The sequence below is a fragment of the Dactylosporangium sp. CA-052675 genome, from assembly GCF_050947935.1.
In the GTDB taxonomy this organism is placed as follows: domain Bacteria; phylum Actinomycetota; class Actinomycetes; order Mycobacteriales; family Micromonosporaceae; genus Dactylosporangium.
Genome location: NZ_CP192010.1, coordinates 7,623,631 through 7,642,279 on the forward strand (window position 1 = coordinate 7,623,631; position 18,649 = coordinate 7,642,279).

The window sequence follows — 18,649 nt, forward strand, 5'->3', positions numbered from 1 at the left end:
AATATGCACCGTAAGGCGGATACCGGCCCGCTCAGGCACGAACACCACACCTTGCAACCGAGGCCGGTTACGGTGAGGGTATGCACCAGCCGACACCGGACTGCGTCACGGTCGACGTCGAGCCGCTCGTCGAGATCGTCCGGGCCCACCTGCGGCTGACCGAGGCGCTGCTGGACTGCGCGGTGCGCAGCGGCTGGTCGCCCCTGCGGGCCGCCGGGGTGCAGGCCGGGCTCGACCAGTGCGGGGCGGAGCTCGACGCGATCCAGCGAAACCTGGCCACCGACGCCGACGCCTAGGGCCACGAGCGGACAGGAACGCGAGCAGACCCCGTTCGCAGCCAGGCACGCCGATGCCATCGGCATGCGGACCTGCGCCGAGGCGCACCGGCAGCGGCTCCCGGCCGGGGTCGCGGCCATGGTGCCGTTCGCCGCGGACGGGACGGCCACGCCGCGGGCGCGGTGGCACGGGCGCGCCGGGCGGGCGCCGCGATGCACGCGGCCCCGCCGAGCAGCATCAGCAGCAGGCCCACCAGGGCCAATGACCCGATCGGGGCGCCGGTCTCGGCCAGCGTGCCCGAGCCCGGGCCGGACGGCGCCGTGCCCGTGGAGCCGGTGCCGTGCCGGACCGGCATCGTCACGGGCGCCGTCACGGGCTGCGAGACGGGCGGCACGACGACCGGCGTCGTCGGCGTGCTCGAGTCCGCCGCGAGCGGCTGGACGTCGAGCACCAGCGTGCGGATCGAGCCGTCCGGCGCCACTCCCTCGGCGACGAAGTCCAGGTCTTCGGCGGACATCGCCATCGGGGCCGTGGTCGTCAGGCTCGCCGTACCGTCGTTGCCGACCGTCGGCGTGCCGAGCACGGCCACGGTGACGGTGGGCCCGCCGGGGGTGGCGGCCAGCGCCGACGCCCCGATCGGGCGCTTGTGCACGTCGGCGTCGCTGGTCGGGTTGCCGTCGGCCGAGCCGCTGGTCAGGTAGGAGGCGAAGCGGACGGACGAGTTCGGCGCGAAGCCGGTCGCGGTGAGCGTGATCGGCTCCCCCGGGCGCATCGAGATGTGGTTGACACCCAGGTCGCTGGCGAGCTGACCGGCCTGGTGGAGGTCCGGCGGCCACGTCGGCATCGGCGGGAACGTCGGCCGGCCGGTCAGGGCCGCCGCCACCGGGGCCGAGTCGGCGCCGTGCAGGCCGTTGGCGACCACGTCCACGTTGTAGTCGCTGTCGATCGGCACGAACATCGTGCACTGCGTCGCCGTCGCCGAGGTCGTCACGCAGCGGCCGTTGCCGGTGTGCGTCCGGGCGGTGAAGTGGCTGATGCCGGTGCCGGCGAACGCGGGCAGCGACCAGCGCACGACCAGCCCGCTGTAGCGCGGCCACACCGTCACGCTGCCCGGCGGGCCGGGCGCCGTGCTCGGGTACACCGGCGTGCTCGGCGCGCTCGGGACGGAGTCGGCGAACGAGCCGTGCGCGACGACGGTGAACGTGTACGCCAGCCCGTCGGTGAGGCCGGTGACGACGCAGCTGGTCGCACCGGTCGTGGTGCAGGTGAGCCCGCCGGGCACCGAGGTCACGGTGTAGCCGGTGACCGCCGGCCCGCCCGTGCCCGGCGTCCAGCTCACGGTCGCCTGCCCCCCGCCCGGCACCGCGGTCACCCGGGTCGGGCCGGCCGGGACGATGCCGGCCGGGTCGAACGGCAGCGCCGGGACGACGGTGTTCGACGGCTGGCTGGCCGCCGAGTCACCGCCGCCGGCCGTGTGGGCGACCACGGTGAACGTGTACGCCACCCCGTTCGTCAACCCGCTCACCAGGCACATCGTCGCGCCCGTCGCCTCGCAGGTGAGCCCGCCGGGCGCGGCCGTGACCGTGTAGCCGGTGACCGCGGGCCCGGTCTGCGGCGGGGTCCAGCTGACCGTCGCCGAGCCGTTGCCGGCCGTCGCGAGGACCACGCTCGGCACGCCGGCCGCCGTGTCCAGCGGGGTCACCGACCGGCTGACCGCACCGGCCCCGGGCACGCCCGGGTAGACCGAGCTGATCGCCCGGACGATGAAGTGGTACGGCCGGCCGTTGGTCAGGCCCGTGACCGTGCAGCTGGTGCCGGTCGTGGTGCAGGTCTGCCCGTCGTCGGAGACCACCTCGTAGTGGTCGATGCCGCCGCCGGTGATGATCGGCGCCGACCAGCTCACCAGGGCCGAGCCGTTGCCGGCGGTCACGGTGACCGCGCCGACCGGCCCGGGCAGGTCCGACCGCGGGGTGACCGCGGCCGACTGGTCGCTCACCGGCGACGAGCCGGTGGCGCCGGCGCCGTGGGCGACGACCGTGAAGGTGTACGCCGCCCCGTTGGTCAGCCCCGTCACCGTGCAGGTGTGCCCGGTGGTGGTGCACATGGCCCCGCCCGGCGAGGCGGTGACGGTGTAGAGGTCCAGCCCGGCGCCGGAGTGTGCCGGCGTGTCCCAGGTGACCGTCGCCGCGCTGTTGCCCGGCGTGGCGGTCACGCCGGCCGGCCTGGCCGGCGGCCCGGGCACGACCGGCCCGGTGCTCGCCGCGTTCGAGGCGCCGCCGGGACCGTTGGCCACGACGCTGAAGGTCACCGGGTCGCCCGGGTTCAGGCCGGTGATCGAGCACGTGGTGCCGGTGGTGGTGCAGGTCTGCCCGCCCGGCACCGCGGTCGCGGTGTAGAAGGTGACGGTGCTGCCGGTGGTGGCCGCGGCCCACGACACGGTCGCGCCGAACGCGGCCGCGACGGCGGTGGCCCCCGACGGGGTGCGCGGCGGGCCGGCCGTCGCGGGCAGGGCCGCGGTCGGCGCCGACGAGCCCGACGGGCCGATGGCGACGACGGCCACGGTGTACGCGATGCCGTTGGCCACGCCGGTGATCGTGCAGTGGGTGGTGCCGGTGCTGGTGCAGCTCGCCCCGCCGGGCGTGGCCGTGGCCTGGTAGCCGGTCGGGACCGCGCCGCCGGCAACCGTGGTGCCCGCGGTCCAGTGCACGGCGAGGCGGGTGTCGCCCGGGGTCACGGTGACCGAGGCCGGGGCCGGCGGCGGGCCGGTGACGGTCTGCGGCGACGGCGAGCTCGGCGCGGACTGCCCGGCCGGGCCGGTGGCGACGGCGACGAAGGTGTAGGCCGTGCCGTCGCTGAGCCCCGGGATCGTGCACGAGGTGCCGCTCGTGGTGCAGGTGGCGCCGCCCGGCGAGGCGGTGACCGTGTAGCTCGTGACCCCGTCGCCGGTGACGACCGGCGCGGTCCAGGAGACGGTCACCGTGCCGGTGCCGGCGGCCGGCGCCGCGGTCACGTCCGACGGGGATCCGGGCAGGCCGGCGCTCGGCGTCACCGGGGCCGACGGCGCGCTGCCGCCGGAGGCGCCGCCCGGTCCCATGGCCCAGACCTGGAACGTGTAGCTCGTGCCGTTGTCGAGGCCGACGACCACGCAGCTGGTCGCCGTCGTCTCGCACGCCTCGCCGCCCGGCGCGGCGACGACGCGGTAGCGGGCGACACCGGCCCGGCTCGCCGCCGGGGCGTCCCAGGAGACGTTCGCCTCGCCGTTGCCGGCGACGGCGGTGACGTTGACCGGCGCGCTCGGCGGCCCGGGCGTGACCGGGTCGGTGACCGCGCCGCCGGAGGCCCCGCCCGCGCCGTTCGCCACGACCGTGAACGTGTACGCCGTGCCGTTGCTCAGCCCCGTGACGGTGCACGAGGTGGTCGCGGTGGTGCAGCTCGCCCCGTCCGGCGCGGCGGTCACCGTGTAGCCGCCGGCGGTCGCCCCGCCGCTCGGCGCGGTCCAGCTCACCACCGCCGTGCCGTCGCCGGCGGTCGCGGTCACGCCGGTCGGCGCCGCGGGCGGTCCCGGGATCACCGCGGCGCCGCTGAGGCCGGCCGCGGAGCTGCCGGTGCCGGGCACACCCGTGGCCACGACGCCGAACGTGTAGCCGGTGCCGTTGGCCAGGCCCGGGACCGTGCAGCTGGTGCCGACGCTCGTGCAGGTCGCGCCGCCCGGCGAGGCGGTGACGACGTACTGGGCGATGCCGGCGCCCTGGTTGCCGGGCGCGGTCCAGGACACGTCGGCGGTGCCGTTGCCGGCGACGGCGGTGACGTTCGCGGGCGCCCCCGGCGGGCCCGGGATCACGGCGACCGACGCGGTGCTGGCGCCCGAGTCGCCGCTCGTACCGTTGGCCACGACCGTGAACGTGTAGCTGGCGCCGCCGGTCAGGCCGGCCACCGTGCACGTGGTGCCGGTCGTCGCGGTGCAGGTGGCCCCGCCGGGCGAGGCGGTGACCGTGTAGTGGTTCACGCCCGCGCCGGGCTGGGCCGGGGCGACCCAGGTGACGGTCGCGCCGCCGCTGCCGGGCGTGGCCACGACCGCGGTGGGCGCGCCGGGCGGCCCGGGCACCGAGGAGCCGGACGACGCCGCCGCCGCGGAGCTGCCGGTGCCGCCGGAGCCGACCGCCACGACGCTGAAGGTGTAGGCGGTGCCGTCGCTCAGGCCGGTGACCGTGCACTGCGTGACGCCGGTGGAGCAGGTGGCCCCGCCGGGCGAGGCGGTGACCGTGTAGTGGTCGACCACCGCCCCGCCCGCCGGCGGGGTCCAGGACACCACGGCCGAGCCGGTGCCCGGGGTCACCACGACCGCGGTGGGGGCGGCGGGCGGCCCGGGCACGACCGCGTTGGACGCCGGGGACGGCGCCGAGGAGCCGGCCAGGGCGGTGCCGACCGCGGTCACCGTGAACGTGTACGAGGTCCCGGGCGTGAGCCCGCCGACGGCGCACGTGAGCCCGCCGGTCGAGCAGGTCGCGCCGCCGGGCGTGGCCGTGACGACGTAGTGGTCGACGGCCGCCCCGGTGGCCGGCGCGGTCCACGTCACCGTGGCGCCCGCGTCGCCGGCGACGGCGGTCGCGGTGCCGGGCACGCCGGGCGGCCCGGGGTTGACCGCCGCGCCGGTGGACGCGGCGGCCGAGATGCCCGTGTCGCCGAGGCCGACCGCGACGACGGTGAACGTGTACGCGGTGGTGTTGTCCAGCCCCGTGACGGTGCAGCCGGACGGGGTCGTCGCGACGCACGCGGCCCCGCCGGGCGAGGCGGTGACCGTGTAGTGGTCGATGCCCGCGCCCACGTTGACCGGCGCGTTCCAGCGCACGGCCGCGGTGCCGGGGCCGGCCGTGGCCGTCACGCCGGTGGGCGCGCCGGGCGGCCCGACGAGCACGCTCACCGTGGGCGTGCTGAGCGGGGCGTCGCCGCCGGGCCCGGTGGCCTGGACCGTGAAGGTGTAGCCCGTCCCCGCGGTCAGCCCCGCGACGGTGCACGAGGTGCCGGTGGTGGTGCACGACAGCCCGCCCGGGTTCGCGGTCACCGTGTAGCCGGTGACGCCCGCGCGCAGGATGCCGGGCGGCTGCCACGAGACCGTGGCGCTGCCGTCGCCGGCGACCACGCTCACGCCCGTGACCGCGTCCGGCGCGCCCGGCGTGACGACCTGGCTCGGCGGGGCCGGCAGCGAGGTGCCGGTGCCGTTCGGGCCGGCGGCGGTCACCAGGAAGGTGTACGGCACCCCGTTGGTCAGGTTGTGCACCGTGCACGTGGTGGCGCTCGTCGCGCAGGTCTCCCCGCCCGGGACCGCGGTCACCACATAGTGGTCCACCGCCCCGCCGGTGTTCGCCGGTGCGGTCCACGACACCGTCGCGCTGCCGTCGCCGCCGGCGGCCGTCACGCCGCCCGGCGCGCCCGGCGGGCCGGGGTTCACGCTGTTCGACGGGGTGCTGGCGGCGGAGAGGCCGCCGGGCCCGACGGCCGTGACGGTGAACGTGTAGGCGGTGCCGGGGGTGAGCCCGGGCACGGTGCAGGAGGTGGCCGCGGCCGAGAGCGTGGCGCAGGCGCCCAGGCCGGGCGAGGCGCTCACGGTGTAGCCGGTGATGCCCGCCCCCACGCCCGCCGGCGCGGTCCAGGACACGGTCGCCGAGCGGTCGCCGGCCGTCGCGGACACGGCGGCCGGGGCGCCCGGGGCGCCGGTCAGGCCGCCGACCGGCGGGGTCGGCGGGGAGTCGCCGGTGCCGGTGACGCCGTTGGCGACGACGGAGAAGGTGTACGGCACCCCGTCGGTCAGCCCCGTGATGGTGCACGAGGTCCCGCCGGTGCCGCAGGAGGCCCCGCCGGGGCTCGCGGTGGCCGTGTAGTGGTCGATCCCGGCCCCGGGGCTGCCCGGCGCGGTCCAGGAGACGGTGGCCTGGCCGCTGCCGGCCGCGACCGTCACGTCCTGCGGCGGCCCGGGCGGGCCGGGCGCGACCGCGCCGGACGGGTCGCTCGCCGGGGAGCTGCCGCCGGCCCCGTCCGCGACGACGGTGAACGTGTAGGCGGTGCCGGGGGTGAGCCCGGGCACGGTGCAGGAGGTGGCCGCGGCCGAGAGCGTCGTGCACGCGGCCCCGCCGGGCGAGGCGGTCACGGTGTAGCCGGACACGCCGCCGCGCACGGTGGCGGGTGCGGTCCACGACACGGTGACGGTCTGGTTGCCCGCCACCGCGTTCACGGCCGTCGGCGGGTCGGGCGCGGTCGCCGGGGACAGCGAGCCCGCGAGGCTGGGCGGCGAGTCGCCCGTACCGCTGACACCCGAGGCGACGACGGTGAACAGGTAGCCGACCGTGGCCGTGAGACCGGTGACGGTGCAGGTGGTGGTGGTCGCGTCCGGGGTGGCGCAGGTGGCGCCGCCGGGGAGCGCGGTCACGGTGTAGTGGTCGATGCCGGCGCCCGCGTTCGTGGGCGCGGTCCAGGCGACGACCGCGTCGGTGCCGCCCGAGGGCGTGACGGTGACGCCGCTCGGGGCGCCCGGCGGGCCGGACGTCACCGGGTCGCTCGGCGCGCTCGGGGGGCCGGAGCCACCGGGGCCGGTGGCCGTGACGGTGAACGTGTAGGCGGTGCCGCCGAGCAGCCCGCCGACGGTGCAGGACAGCCCCGTGGCGACGCAGGTGGCCCCGCCCGGGCTCGCGGTGACCACGTAGCCGGTGACCCCGGCCCGCACGTCGGAGGGCGCGGTCCACGTGACCGTGGCCGCGTGCGCGCCGGCCACGGCGGTGACGGAGCCGGCGGCGCCGGGCGCGCCCGGGGTGACGGCCGCCGACGGGTCGCTGGCGGCGGACGAGCCGGTGCCGCCGACGCCGTTGGCCACGACGGTGAAGGTGTACGCGGTGCCGTCGGCGAGCCCGGTGACCGCGCAGGTGAGCAGGACCGTGGTGCAGGTGGCCCCGCCGGGCGCGGCGGTCACCGTGTAGGTGACGACACCCGCGCCGGGGTTCGCCGGGGCGGTCCAGGACACCGCGGCGCTGCCGCTGCCGGCCACCGCGGTGACGGCGGCCGGGGCATCGGGCGGGCCGGGGCGCACGGCGCTGGACGGGCCGCCGGCCGGCGAGGAGCCGCCGGGGCCGTTCGCGACAACCGTGAACGTGTAGGCGGTGCCGCCGGTGAGGCCGGTGACGACGCAGGACAGGCCGCTCGTGGTGCAGGTCGCGCCGCCGGGCGCGGCGGTCACCGTGTAGCCGGTCACGCCGGCCCGGGTGACGAGCGGGGCGAGCCAGGAGACGGTGGCGGCGCCGTTGCCGGGCGTGGCGGCGACGAGCGTGGGCGCGTCCGGCGGGCCGGCGACGGCGGCGCCGCTGGTGCCCGGGGCGGAGGTGCCGGACGAGCCGGTGCCGTTGGCGACGACCGAGAAGGTGTACGCCACGCCGTTGCCCAGCCCCGTGACGGTGCACGAGGTGCCGGCGGTGGTGCAGGTGCCCCCGCCTGGGGAGGCGGTCACCGTGTAGCCGGAGACCCCGGCGCCCACGTCGGCCGGCGCGGTCCACGACACCGTGGCGCTGCCGTTGCCGGCGCTCGCCGTGACGTTCGTGGGCGCGCCGGGCGGGCCGGGCACCGTCGACGGCGACGGGGCGCTCGCGGGCGAGGTGCCGCCCGGGCCCGTGGCGACGACGGTGAACGTGTAGGCCGTACCGCTGGACAGCCCCGGCACGGAGCACGACGTCGTGGTCGTGGTGCACGTGGCCCCGCCCGGCGCGGCGGTCACCGTGTAGGCGCTCACCCCGGCGCGGACGGTGCCCGGCGCGGTCCACGAGACCGTGGCGGCGCCGCTGCCCGCGGTCGCGGCGACCGCGGTCGGCGCGTCCGGCGCCCCGGGCTGGACGGAGGCGGCGACGCTCGGCAGCGAGTCGCCGGTCGGGCCGGCGCCGTTGGCCACGACGGTCACCTGGTAGGCGGTGCCGTTGGTGAGGCCGGTGAGGATGCACGAGCGCACGATGAGCCCGGCGACGCACGTGGCCCCGCCGGGCGAGGCGGTCACCGTGTAGCCGGCGAGGCCCGCGCCCGTGTTCGCCGGCGCGCTCCAGGTCACGGTCGCCGTGGTGTCGCCGCCGGTGACGGCGACCTGGGTCGGGCTGCCGGGCGGGCCGGGCGTGACCGCGGTCGTGGTGGCGCCGGGCGAGGCTCCGCCGGGGCCGTTGGCGACGACCGTGAACGTGTGGGCGGTGCCGCCGGTCAGGCCGGTGACGGTGCAGGACAGGCCGCTCGTGGTGCAGCTCGCGCCGCCGGGCGAGGCGGTCACCGTGTAGCCGGTGACCCCGGCCCGCACGATGAGCGGGCCGAGCCAGGAGACGGTCGCGGACGCGTTGCCGGCGGTGGCGGCGACGAGCGTCGGGGCGTCGGGCGCGCCCGGGGTGGCCGGGCCGGTGAAGCCGGCCGCGGAGGCGCCGGTGCTGCCGGTGCCGACCGCGACGACGCCGACGGTGTACGTCACCCCGCCGGCCAGCCCCGTGATCGTGCACGAGGTGCCGCTGGTGCCGCAGGTGGCCCCGCCCGGGGTGGCGGTCGCCGTGTAGTGGTCGATGCCGGCGCCGGCGTTCGCGGGCGCGGTCCAGGACACGGCCAGGGTGCCGTTGCCGGCGGTGGCCGTCACGCCGGTCGGCGCGCCGGGCGGGCCCGGGACCACCGGGGACGAGGAGGCGCCGGCGGAGGTGCCGCCGGGGCCGTTCGCGAGCACCGTGAACGTGTAGGCGGTACCGCTGGCCAGGCCCGCGACCGTGCAGCCGGTGGTGGCCGTGGTGCAGGTGGACCCGCCCGGCGAGGCGGTCACCGTGTAGTTCGTGAGCCCGGCCCGGGTGACGGCCGGCGCGGTCCACGACACCGCCGCGATCCCGGCTCCCGGGGTCGCGCTCACGCCCGTCGGCGCGTCGGGCGCGCCCGGCGTGGAGGCGTTCGACGGGCCGCCGGCGGGCGAGGAGCCGGTGCCGGCGATGCCGTTGGCCACGACGGTGAACGTGTAGGGGGTGCCGGCCGTCAGGCCGCTCACCGTGCAGCTGGTGAGCGCGGTGGTGCACGTGGCCCCGCCGGGCGCGGCGGTCACCGTGTAGGTGGCGATGCCCGCGCCCCGGTTGACCGGCGCGGTCCAGGACACGGTCGCGGCGGTGCCGCCGGGCGTCACCGTGACGGCGGTCGGCGCGCCGGGCGGGCCGGGCGTGACCGCGCTCGTCGTGACGCCCGTCGACGAGCCGCCGGGGCCTGCCGCGACGACCGTGAAGGTGTAGGCGGTGCCGCCGGTGAGGCCGGTGACGGTGCAGCCGGTGGTCGCCGTGGTGCAGCTCGCGCCGCCGGGCGAGGCGGTCACCGTGTAGCCGGTCACGCCGGCCCGGGTGACGAGCGGGGCGAGCCAGGAGACGTTCACGGACCCGTTGCCGGCGGTCGCGACGACCAGCGTCACCGGGTCGGGCGCGCCCGGGGCGACCAGCGTCGTCGGGGAGCTCGCGGCGGAGTCGCCGGTGCCGGCGACGCCGTTGGCGGTGACGACGAAGGTGTACCCCGTGCCGTCGGTCAGGCCCGTGACGGTGCAGCTGGTGGTGGTCGTCGTGCAGGTGGCGCCGCCGGGCACGGCGGTCACGGTGTAGTGGTCGAGGCCGCCGCCCGGGTTGGCCGGCGCGGTCCACGACACCGTCGCCGAGCCGGGTCCGGCCACGGCGGAGGCGCCGGTCGGCGCGCCGGGCGGGCCGGGCCGCACCGGCGCCCCGGTGGTGGCCGCGGCCGAGACGCCGCCGGGGCCGGTGGCCACCACGCCGAAGGTGTACGCCGTGCCGGGCACCAGCCCGGTGACCGTGCACGACGTGGTGACCGCGGTGCAGGTGGCGCCCCCGGGGCTCGCGGTCACGGTGTAGGTGTCGACACCGGCGCGGGTGACGGCCGGGCCGGTCCAGGAGACCACGGCGCTGCGGGCGCCGGCGGTGGCGGTCACCGCCGTGGGCGCGTCGGGCGCGCCGGGCACGACCGGGGCGCTCGGGGCGCTCGGCGCCGAGGAGCCGCTGCCGAGCAGGCCGACCGCGACCACCGCGACGGTGTACTGGGTGCCGTCGTCGAGGCCGGTGATCGTGCACGACAGCTGCGAGAGGCTCACCGTGACGCAGGTGTGCGGGCCCGGCGTGGCCGTCGCGATGTACGCGCTGACCAGGTTGCCGGACAGCAGCGGCGGGGTCCACGACACCGTGATCGCGCCGTCGAGGGCGGTGGCGTGCACGCCCTGGGGTACGCCGGGCGGCCCGACGGTCGTCGCGGCCGACGTCGACGCCGGCGACGAGGTGCCGCCCGGCCCGGTGGCCACGACGCCGAAGGTGTACTGCGCCCCCGCGGCCAGCCCCGTGACGGTGCACGAGGTGCCGCTCGTCGTGCAGGTCCCCCCGCCCGGCGAGGCGGTCACCGTGTAGCCGGTGACGCCGGCCCGGGTGACGAGCGGCGCGGTCCACGACACCGTCGCCGCGCCGACGCCCGGCGAGGCGCTGACGAGCGTCGGCGCGTCCGGCGGCCCGGGCACGACGACGCTCGATGCCGCGCTCGCGGGCGAGTTGCCGCTCCCGGCCGCACCGTAGGCGACGACGGTGAACGCGTAGGCGGTGCCGTTGGACAGCCCGCCGACCACGCAGCCGGTGCCGGTGGTGGTGCACGTGGCCCCGCCGGGCACGGCGGTCACCGTGTAGTGGTCGATGCCGGCGCCGGTCGACGCCGGCGCGGTCCACGACACCGTCGCGCTGCCGTCGCCCGCGACCGCGGTCACGGTGGCCGGCTGGCCGGGCGGGCCGGGGCGCACGGCGTTGGAGGCGGCGCTCGCCGGGGACGCGCCCGCGACGCTGTTGGCCACGACGGTGAACGTGTACGCCGTGCCGGGGGTCAGCAGCGGCACCGTGCACGAGGTGCCGGCGGCGACGCAGGTCCCGCCGCCCGGGGACGCGGTCACCGTGTAGCCGGTGACGCCGGCGCCCGGGTTGGCCGGCGCGGTCCACGACACCGTCGCCGAGGCGTTGCCCGGCGTCGCGACGACGCCGGTCGGTGCCCCGGGCGGGCCGGGCGTGAACGCGGCCGACGGCGCGCTCGCCGCCGAGGTGCCGGTGAGCCCGACCCCGACCGCGACGACGGTCACCGTGTAGCTGGTCGTGGGCAGCAGGCTCAGGATCGTGCAGCTGGTGTCGGTGGCGGTGAGGGTCGCGCAGGGCAGCAGGCCCGGGCTGGCGTAGGCGACGTAGTGGTCGATGCCGGCGCCGGCGGAGGCCGGCGGTGTCCAGGTGATCGTGGCGGTCAGCAGGCCGGGGGTCGCGGTGACGTTCGTCGGGGCGCCGGGCGGGCCGGGGGTGACCGCGTTGGTGACGGCGGCGGTCGAGTTGCCGGTGTTGCCCACGCCGTTGGCGACGACCGAGAAGGTGTAGGCCGTGCCGCTCGCCAGCCCGGTCACGGTGCAGCTGAGCAGGACGGCGGTGCAGCTCTGGCCGCCGGGGCTCGCGGTCACCGTGAAGTGGTCGATGCCGGCGCCGCCGTTGAGCGGGCCGAGCCAGGAGACCTGGGCCGAGTTCGCCAGCGCCACGGCGCCGGCGGACAGCGGCGGGCTCGGCGGGCCGATGCCGACCGGCGGGGAGGCCGCGCTCGGCAGCGAGGTGCCGGCGCCGTTGACCGCGGTCGCGGTGACCTGGAACGAGTACGAGCCGCCGGGGGTCAGGCCGCCGACGGTGCAGGAGGTGCCGGTCGTCGTGCACGTGGCGCTGCCGAGCACGGTGGTCACGGTGTAGGAGGCGATGCCGGCGCCGACGTTGCTCGGCGCCGTCCACGCGACGACGGCCTGGCCGTTGCCGGAGGTGGCGAAGACGCCGGTCGGGGCGCCGGGCGGGTTGGGCGGGTCGACGACGGTGACCGTGCCGGCCGCGGCCGGGGTCGAGGTGCCGCCGACGCCGGTGGCCGTGATGGTCACGACCCAGCTGCCGGCCGGCACGTTCGGGATCGTGCACGTCAGCAGGATCGAGGTGCACTGCTTCGTCGTCGCGCCCATGGTCGCCGTCACGGTGTAGCCGGTGGCGCCCGAGGAGCCGGCCCAGGTGGCGGTGATCGCGTTGACGCCGCCGGCCGCGCCGGGGCCCGTGGGCGGGTTCGGCGCGGCCTCGATGCGCCCGACGCCCCCGCTCGGCGACGGCGTCGCCCTGGTCTTCGTCTTGGGGCTCGCGGTCTTCTTGGCGGCGTCGGCAACGGCCGTGGTGCCCGCCTTCACGGGCACCACGGCGGGCGTCGCCACGGCCTTGGTGGGCTCCGGTTGCGATGGTGCGGCGGCCTTGGCGGGAACGGCTGCCGATGCCGCGGGTTTCGGCGGCACGGCCGGCCTGGTCGCGACCGTCGTGGCCCGCTTCGCCGGGGCCGAGACGGCGGCCGGGCCCTTGCTCGCATCGGCGGTGGTCTTCGCCGCCGCGCGATCGGCAAGGGCCAGCAGCACGAACCCGACTCCGACGGCGACGAACGAACCCAGCATGACGGTCCGCCGCATCGCGGTTCGCTCGCACACAGCCATTCCGGCGCATCCCTCCTCCGGCTCTCCAACCAGAGGATCACCCAGATCGGGTGATGCAGGTGTGTATATTCACGCCGTTATTGCTCTGATGAATCCACATTGGACAGGTCGGGAGCGAGGTCAGACCTTACCGGGGACACGATCGCGATCCGGCTGCTAGGTTCGGATCCGCGACGTTCGCGCCCGCTGGTTCGCCGCGCCCACGAGCGGTCGCCCGGCCTCCGGCGACCCGGCGGCCACCCGGTCCGCGACCGCGGCGCCGATCGATGCGGCGATCTCGCCCGAGCGGACCGCCACCGCCGAGAGCAGCGTCGAGGTGATGCCGTGGGCGTGTTCGGTGCCGCCCTGGACGTAGACGCCGGCCCGCAGCCCGTCGCCGGTGCGCACCCGGTAGTCGCGACCGACCCGCAGCAGCCCCTCCTCGTCGCGGTCGCAGTGCGCCCCGGCCGAGCCGAGGAGGCGGGCCGCGTCGACGGGGCGGTAGCCGGTGGCGTAGACGATCGCGTCCGCCTCCAGGGTCAGGTGCTCGCCCGAGGGCAGGTGCTCGACGACCGCGGTCACCCCGTCGGGCCGCGCCCGCAGCTGCGTCAGCCGCGAGGCGTTGAGCATCCGCAGCCGGCGGCGGCCGAGGACCTGTTCGCGGTACGAGCGGCGGTAGAGGTCCTCGATGAGGTCCGAGTCGACGACGGAGTAGTTCGTGTTGCGGTGGTAGTCGAACAGCATCCGCTTCACGCCGGCGGGCGCGTCGAAGTAGAGGTCGACCGCCGCGGGGTCGAAGATGCGGTTGGCGAAGTTGCTGTCGTCCGCCGGGCTGTAGCCGTAGCGGAAGAACACGGAGCAGACCTCGGCGGTGGGGTACCGCTCGTGCAGGAACGCCACCGACTCCGCGGCACTCTGCCCGGCCCCGACGACGATGAACCGCTCGGGCGGCGCGCCCGGATCGACCGCGAACGTCTCGGCCCGGCGCAGGATGTCGAGGTTGTGCCAGACCCGCTCCCCCGGCTCCACCCCGGCCGGCAGGCTCGGCTCCAGCCCGGCCGCGACGACCGCGTTGCGGGTGCTCAGCCGGGCCACGCCGCCGGCGTGCGCGGCCACGATCTCGAGCAGCTCGCCGCCCGCGGCCACGACGACGTCGGTCACCGTGTGGCCGTAGCGCACCGGCGCGCCGACGCGGTCCGCGGCCCACTCCAGGTAGTCGTGGAACTCGACCCGCAGCGGATACATCGTCTTGTAGTTGATGAAGTCGGCGAGGCGGCCCTTGGCGTGCAGGTAGGACACGAAGCTGTAGCCGCTGGCCGGGTTGCGCAGGGTCACGAGGTCCTTGAGGAACGACACCTGCATCGTGGCGTCCTCGAACAGCATGCCGCGGTGCCAGCCGAAGGTGTCCTGCCGCTCGAGGAAGACCGCGCGGATGTGCTGCGCGGCCGGGCGCCCGGCGTTGTACTCCTCGATCGCGATCGCCAGCGCCAGGTTGGACGGGCCGAAGCCGATGCCGACGACGTCGTACACGGTCGAGTCCATGGGTTCGCCTTCCACTCGGTTCACTGCAGCCCCTCGGTGATCTCGGCCGCGGTGGCCACGACGCCACAGCGGTCCCGCACGTGACGCAGGGCGTCGCGGTGGTGGGCCGGGCCGAAGTCCGCGACCGCGTCGGCGACCACGAACGGCTGGATGTCGCGCCCGAACGCGTCGAGCGCGGTGGCGAGGATGCCGATGTGGGCGTACACGCCGGTGATGACCAGCTGGTCGCGCCCGGCCAGCATCCGCGCCAGCGGGGTGCCGGCGAAGGCGCTGTAGCGGCGCTTGGTCACGCGCAGCTCGCCCTCGGCCGGGGCGAGCGCGTCGACGATCGCCAGCGCCCGCTCGTCCGGCGGCGGGCCGTCGCCCCAGAAGTCCTGCAGCAGCCCGCGCTCGGCCCGGCTCTGCCCGCCCGGCTGGGCCGAGAAGACGACCGGGATGCCGCGCTCGCGGGCGCGCTCGCGCAGGGTGTTGATGTTGTCCACGACCCGGCCGAGCGGCGCCTGGCCCGAGGGGCCGAACGGGGCCAGGAAGTAGTGCTGCATGTCGTGCACGAGCAGCGCGGCGCGGGCCGGGTCCGGGCGCCAGCCGACCTTGGACCGGGCGATACCGAAGCCGGTCGGCACCGGGTACGGGGTGATGCGGGGCAGCACGGGGCTCAGCCTTTCTGCGTCGCGGCGAGCGCGGCTCGCAGTTCGCGCCGGCTGATCTTGCCGACGCCGGTGACCGGGAACGCATCGACGATCTCGACGCGGTCCGGGATCTTGAAGGCCGCCAGGCCCCGCTCGCGCAGGTGGCGGCGCAGGGCCGGCAGGGTCGGCGGGACGGCGCCGGGCCGGACGAGCACGAAGGCGCAGCTGCGCTCCCCGAGGTAGGCGTCGGGCACCGCGACGACCGCGGCGTCGTGCACCGCCGGGTGGGTCAGCAGATGGTGCTCCACCTCCTCGGCGGCGATCTTCTCGCCGCCGCGGTTGATCTGGTCCTTGGCGCGCCCCTCGACCACGAGGTAGCCGTCGGGCCGGCGGCGCACCAGGTCGCCGGTGCGGTAGAAGCCGTCGGCGGTGAAGGCGGTGCGGTTGTGCGCGGCCGCGCGCCAGTAGCCGCGGATGGTGTACGGCCCCCGGGTGAGCAGGTGCCCGGCCTCCCCCGGCGGCACCGGCCGGTCGGCGTCGTCGACGATCCGCAGCTCGTCGTCGGGGCTGATCGGCCGGCCCTGGGTGTGCAGCACGATCTCGTCGGGATCGTCCAGCCGGGTGTAGTTGACGAGGCCCTCGGCCATGCCGAACACCTGTTGCAGGCGGCAGCCGAGCACCGGGCCGACCCGGGCCGCGACCGTGTCGGCGAGCTTCGCGCCGCCGACCTGCAGCACCGCGAGGCTGGCGAGGTCCGGGCGGGCGGTGAGCCCGGTGGGCCCGGTGGGCTCGGTGGGCTCGGACTCGACCGCCTCGAGCCACAGCCGGGCCAGCGGCGGTACGACCGCCGTGATCGTCACCCGCTCCCGCTCGATGAGGGGCAGGACGGTCGCGGGGTCGGGCCGGCGGGCGAGCACGACCCGGCCCCCGGCGTGCAGCGCCCCGAGCACGCCGGGCGAGGACATGGTGAAGTTGTGCGACACCGGCAGCGCCGCCAGGTAGATGCTGCCGGGACCCAGCGCGCAGATCTCGGCGGAGGCGCGGACGCTGTACAGGTAGTCGTCGTGGGTGCGCGGGATGAGCTTCGGCAAGCCGGTGCTGCCGCCGGACAGCTGCAGGAAGGCGACCTCGTCCGCGGCCGGGCCCGCGGGCAGCCGGGCCACGTCGTCCGCCTCGCCGTAGAGGGTCGCGAGACCGGCGTGGCCGCCGGGGTCCCCGGCGACGACGAGGGTCGCGGGCTCGGCCGCGGCCGCGAGCGTGCGGTGGTCGAAGCCCTCGTGCACGTCGGTGGTCACGAACGCGACGGCCTCGGTGTGCGCGCAGAAGTAGCCGATCTCGGCCGAGCGGTGCGCGGGCAGCGCGAAGACCGGCAGGGCGCCGAGGCGGAACAGCGCGAAGACGACGTCGAAGAACTCGGCGGTGTTCGGCAGCTGCACGACGACCCGGTCGCCGCGGCGGACGCCGATGCCGTGCAGCCCGGCGGCCAGGCGCAGCGCCCGGTCCCGCAGCTCGGCGTAGGTGACCCGGCGCTCGCCGTCGACGATCGCGATCCGCTCGCCGTGCGCCTCGGCCCGCTCGCGCAGCAGGTCGTCGAACGTCTGTCCGGTCCAGTAGCCGCGCTCGCGGTACACCCGCCGGAAGTCCTCAGGCCACATCGGCGTGCTCCGTGGACAGCCCGAGGGCGGCCAGCATGGTGCCGAGCTTCGCCGAGGTCTCGGCGAGCTCGGCCCCGGGGTCGGAGCCGGCCACGATCCCGGCGCCCGCGAAGAGGTCCAGGCCGCCGGGATCGGCGACCGCGCAGCGGATGGTCACCGCCCACTCGCCGTCGCCGGTCGCGTCGACCCACCCGACCATGCCGGTGTAGAAGCCGCGGTCGAAGGGCTCGAGCTCGCCGATCGCGGCGCGGGCGGCGGCGGTCGGCGTGCCGCAGACGGCCGGCGTCGGGTGCAGCGCGGTGGCGAGGGTCAGCGCGCTCGTCGCCGGGTCCGCGACCGCCCCGGTCACCAGGGTGCCCAGGTGCCACATGGTGGCGGTGCGCACCAGCGAGGGCTCCGGGGGCACCGTGAGCCGTGCGCAGAACGGGCGCAACGCGTCGGCGACGGCCCGGGCCACGACCGCGTGCTCGTGCCGGTCCTTCTCGGAGCGCAGCAGGGCGGCGGCGCGGCGGGCGTCCTCGGCCGGATCGGCGCCGCGGGCGGCCGAGCCCGCGAGGGGGTGGGCCGCGACCTGCCGGCCGCGGCGGGACACGAGCAGCTCGGGGCTGGCGCCGAGCAGGGTGCGCCCGGCGCCGAGGTCGACGCCGAAGGTGTAGCCGCCGGGCTCGCGCGCGGCGAGCGCCCGCACCACGGGGGCCGGGTCGAAGCCGGGCGAGTCGGCGCGCAGCGAACGGGCGAGCACGACCTTCGTGTAGTGCCCGTCGCCGATCTGGCCGACGGCGCGGCCGACGGCGGCGGCGTACCGGTCCGCCGCCGGCACCTGGTGCAGCCCGGTGATGCCGTGCCGTTCGAGGCTCACGGGCCGGCCGGGGCCGCCGGGGCCGGCGGGGCGGCCGTGGCGCAGGTGCGTCGGCACCACGAGGTGGGCGTGGGCGTCGGGGGCGAAGGGGACCGCGCCGACCACGGTGCGCACCGGGTGCCCGGCCGCCTCGGCGACGCCGAGCACGGCCCGCACCCGGCGGTCGAGGTCGGCGAGGGCGTCGCGGCGGCCGGACGGGGGGACGGCGAAGTACGTGCCCTCGGCCAGCAGCGTGCCGCGCGGCGACGCGAACAGCGAACTGCGGCCGGGCCGGTACGCGGCGACGAGGTCGGCGGCGGTCTCTATGCCGGACGCGGCGGTCTCGATGGTCACGGGTTGGTGCTCCCTTCGGCCGGCAGGGTGTGCCGGGATGGCGCTCAGGCGCGCAGCGTGGCGCCGCCGTCGACGTACAGCTCGTGCATGGTGATGTGCCGGGCCCGCTCGGAGGCGAGGAAGAGCACGGCGTCGGCGATGTCCTCGGGCTCGGCGATGCGCCCGAGGGGGATGCCGGTGCGGTAGGCCGCGGGGTCGCCGGCGACGACCGCCGCCGCCCCGGCCGCCGGGCCGCCGGGGTGCGCGGCCCACATGGCCCGCTGCATCGGGGTGTCCGTCGAGCCGGGGGCGACCACGTTGCAGCGGATGCCGTACTCCGCCAGCTCCAGCCCGAGGCTCTTGGTGAAGTGGGTCGCGGCCGCCTTCGACGCGGCGTACGCGGCCATCCCCGCCCGCGGCACCCCGGCCGCGTTCGAGGAGACGGTGACGATGGCGCCGGCCCGGCGGACGCGCATCCGCCGGGCCACCGCGCGGCTGGCGTGGAAGACCCCGCTCGCGTTGACCGCGAACGTGTCGGCCCAGTCGGCGTCGCGGTAGCCGAGCACCGGGCCGGTGCGCAGGATCCCGGCCACGTTGACCAGGACGGTGATCGCGCCGAGCCCGGCCTCGGCGGCCGCGACGGCGTCCTCGACCTCGGCCGCCGAGCGCACGTCGGCGCAGATGGCGACGATGCCGTCGTGCTCGGCGGCGAGCGTCCCGACGCCCTCCGCGTCGCGGTCGAGCGCCGCCACCCGCGTGCCGCCGGCCGCGAACGCCCGGGCGACGGCGCGGCCGATCCCCTGGGCGGCGCCGGTCACCAGCGCGATCCCGTCCATGGCGCTCCCTC

Annotated in this window: 7 protein-coding genes; 1 reads left to right on the forward strand and 6 read right to left on the reverse strand. The window is 77.3% G+C overall.

Annotated elements, in window-relative coordinates; genetic code table 11:
• Nucleotides 1-80 precede the first annotated feature (80 nt).
• Nucleotides 81-296 carry a hypothetical protein gene (locus tag ACQP1P_RS34020; protein WP_433077252.1) on the forward strand — a complete coding sequence of 72 codons (216 nt, stop codon included), beginning with the start codon at nt 81-83 and terminating at the stop codon, nt 294-296.
• Here the strand turns inward: ACQP1P_RS34020 and ACQP1P_RS34025 are convergent.
• The 6 genes from ACQP1P_RS34025 to ACQP1P_RS34050 all read right to left on the reverse strand — a co-directional run bounded on the left by ACQP1P_RS34025 (nt 293) and on the right by ACQP1P_RS34050 (nt 18,638).
• The gene (locus tag ACQP1P_RS34025) at nt 293-12,802 is read right to left on the reverse strand and encodes a beta strand repeat-containing protein (RefSeq protein WP_433077254.1); all 12,510 of its coding nucleotides are present in this window, start codon (nt 12,800-12,802) and stop codon (nt 293-295) included. The two genes, ACQP1P_RS34020 and ACQP1P_RS34025, sit on opposite strands and share 4 nt — an antisense overlap.
• A gap of 180 nt (nt 12,803-12,982) precedes the next feature.
• Entirely contained in the window at nt 12,983-14,347 is a 1,365-nt protein-coding gene (locus ACQP1P_RS34030) for a lysine N(6)-hydroxylase/L-ornithine N(5)-oxygenase family protein (protein ID WP_433077256.1), read from the reverse strand.
• A 20-nt stretch (nt 14,348-14,367) separates the two neighbouring features.
• On the reverse strand, nt 14,368-14,997 hold the full coding sequence (locus tag ACQP1P_RS34035; protein WP_433077258.1) for an isochorismatase family protein: 630 nt from the start codon (nt 14,995-14,997) through the stop codon (nt 14,368-14,370).
• Nucleotides 14,998-15,002: 5 nt separating this feature from the next.
• Nucleotides 15,003-16,631 (reverse strand): (2,3-dihydroxybenzoyl)adenylate synthase, encoded by a 1,629-nt coding sequence (locus ACQP1P_RS34040; RefSeq protein ID WP_433077260.1) that lies wholly within the window; start codon nt 16,629-16,631, stop codon nt 15,003-15,005.
• Nucleotides 16,621-17,823, reverse strand: coding sequence for an isochorismate synthase (locus tag ACQP1P_RS34045; protein WP_433077262.1), 1,203 nt, complete (start codon nt 17,821-17,823; stop codon nt 16,621-16,623). The genes ACQP1P_RS34040 and ACQP1P_RS34045 overlap by 11 nt, the downstream gene beginning before the upstream one ends.
• Before the next feature lie 44 nt (nt 17,824-17,867).
• Nucleotides 17,868-18,638 (reverse strand): 2,3-dihydro-2,3-dihydroxybenzoate dehydrogenase, encoded by a 771-nt coding sequence (locus ACQP1P_RS34050; protein WP_433077264.1) that lies wholly within the window; start codon nt 18,636-18,638, stop codon nt 17,868-17,870.
• Between the last annotated feature and the right edge of the window lie 11 nt (nt 18,639-18,649).

What these genes read in the sequence shown, in the direction of transcription:
- ACQP1P_RS34020 (WP_433077252.1), top strand. Translation starts at nt 81, where the DNA reads ATGCACCAGCCGACACCGGACTGCGTCACGGTCGACGTCGAGCCGCTC.
- ACQP1P_RS34025 (WP_433077254.1), bottom strand. Translation starts at nt 12,802, where the DNA reads ATGCGGCGGACCGTCATGCTGGGTTCGTTCGTCGCCGTCGGAGTCGGG.
- ACQP1P_RS34030 (WP_433077256.1), bottom strand. Translation starts at nt 14,347, where the DNA reads ATGGACTCGACCGTGTACGACGTCGTCGGCATCGGCTTCGGCCCGTCC.
- ACQP1P_RS34040 (WP_433077260.1), bottom strand. Translation starts at nt 16,631, where the DNA reads ATGTGGCCTGAGGACTTCCGGCGGGTGTACCGCGAGCGCGGCTACTGG.
- ACQP1P_RS34050 (WP_433077264.1), bottom strand. Translation starts at nt 18,638, where the DNA reads ATGGACGGGATCGCGCTGGTGACCGGCGCCGCCCAGGGGATCGGCCGC.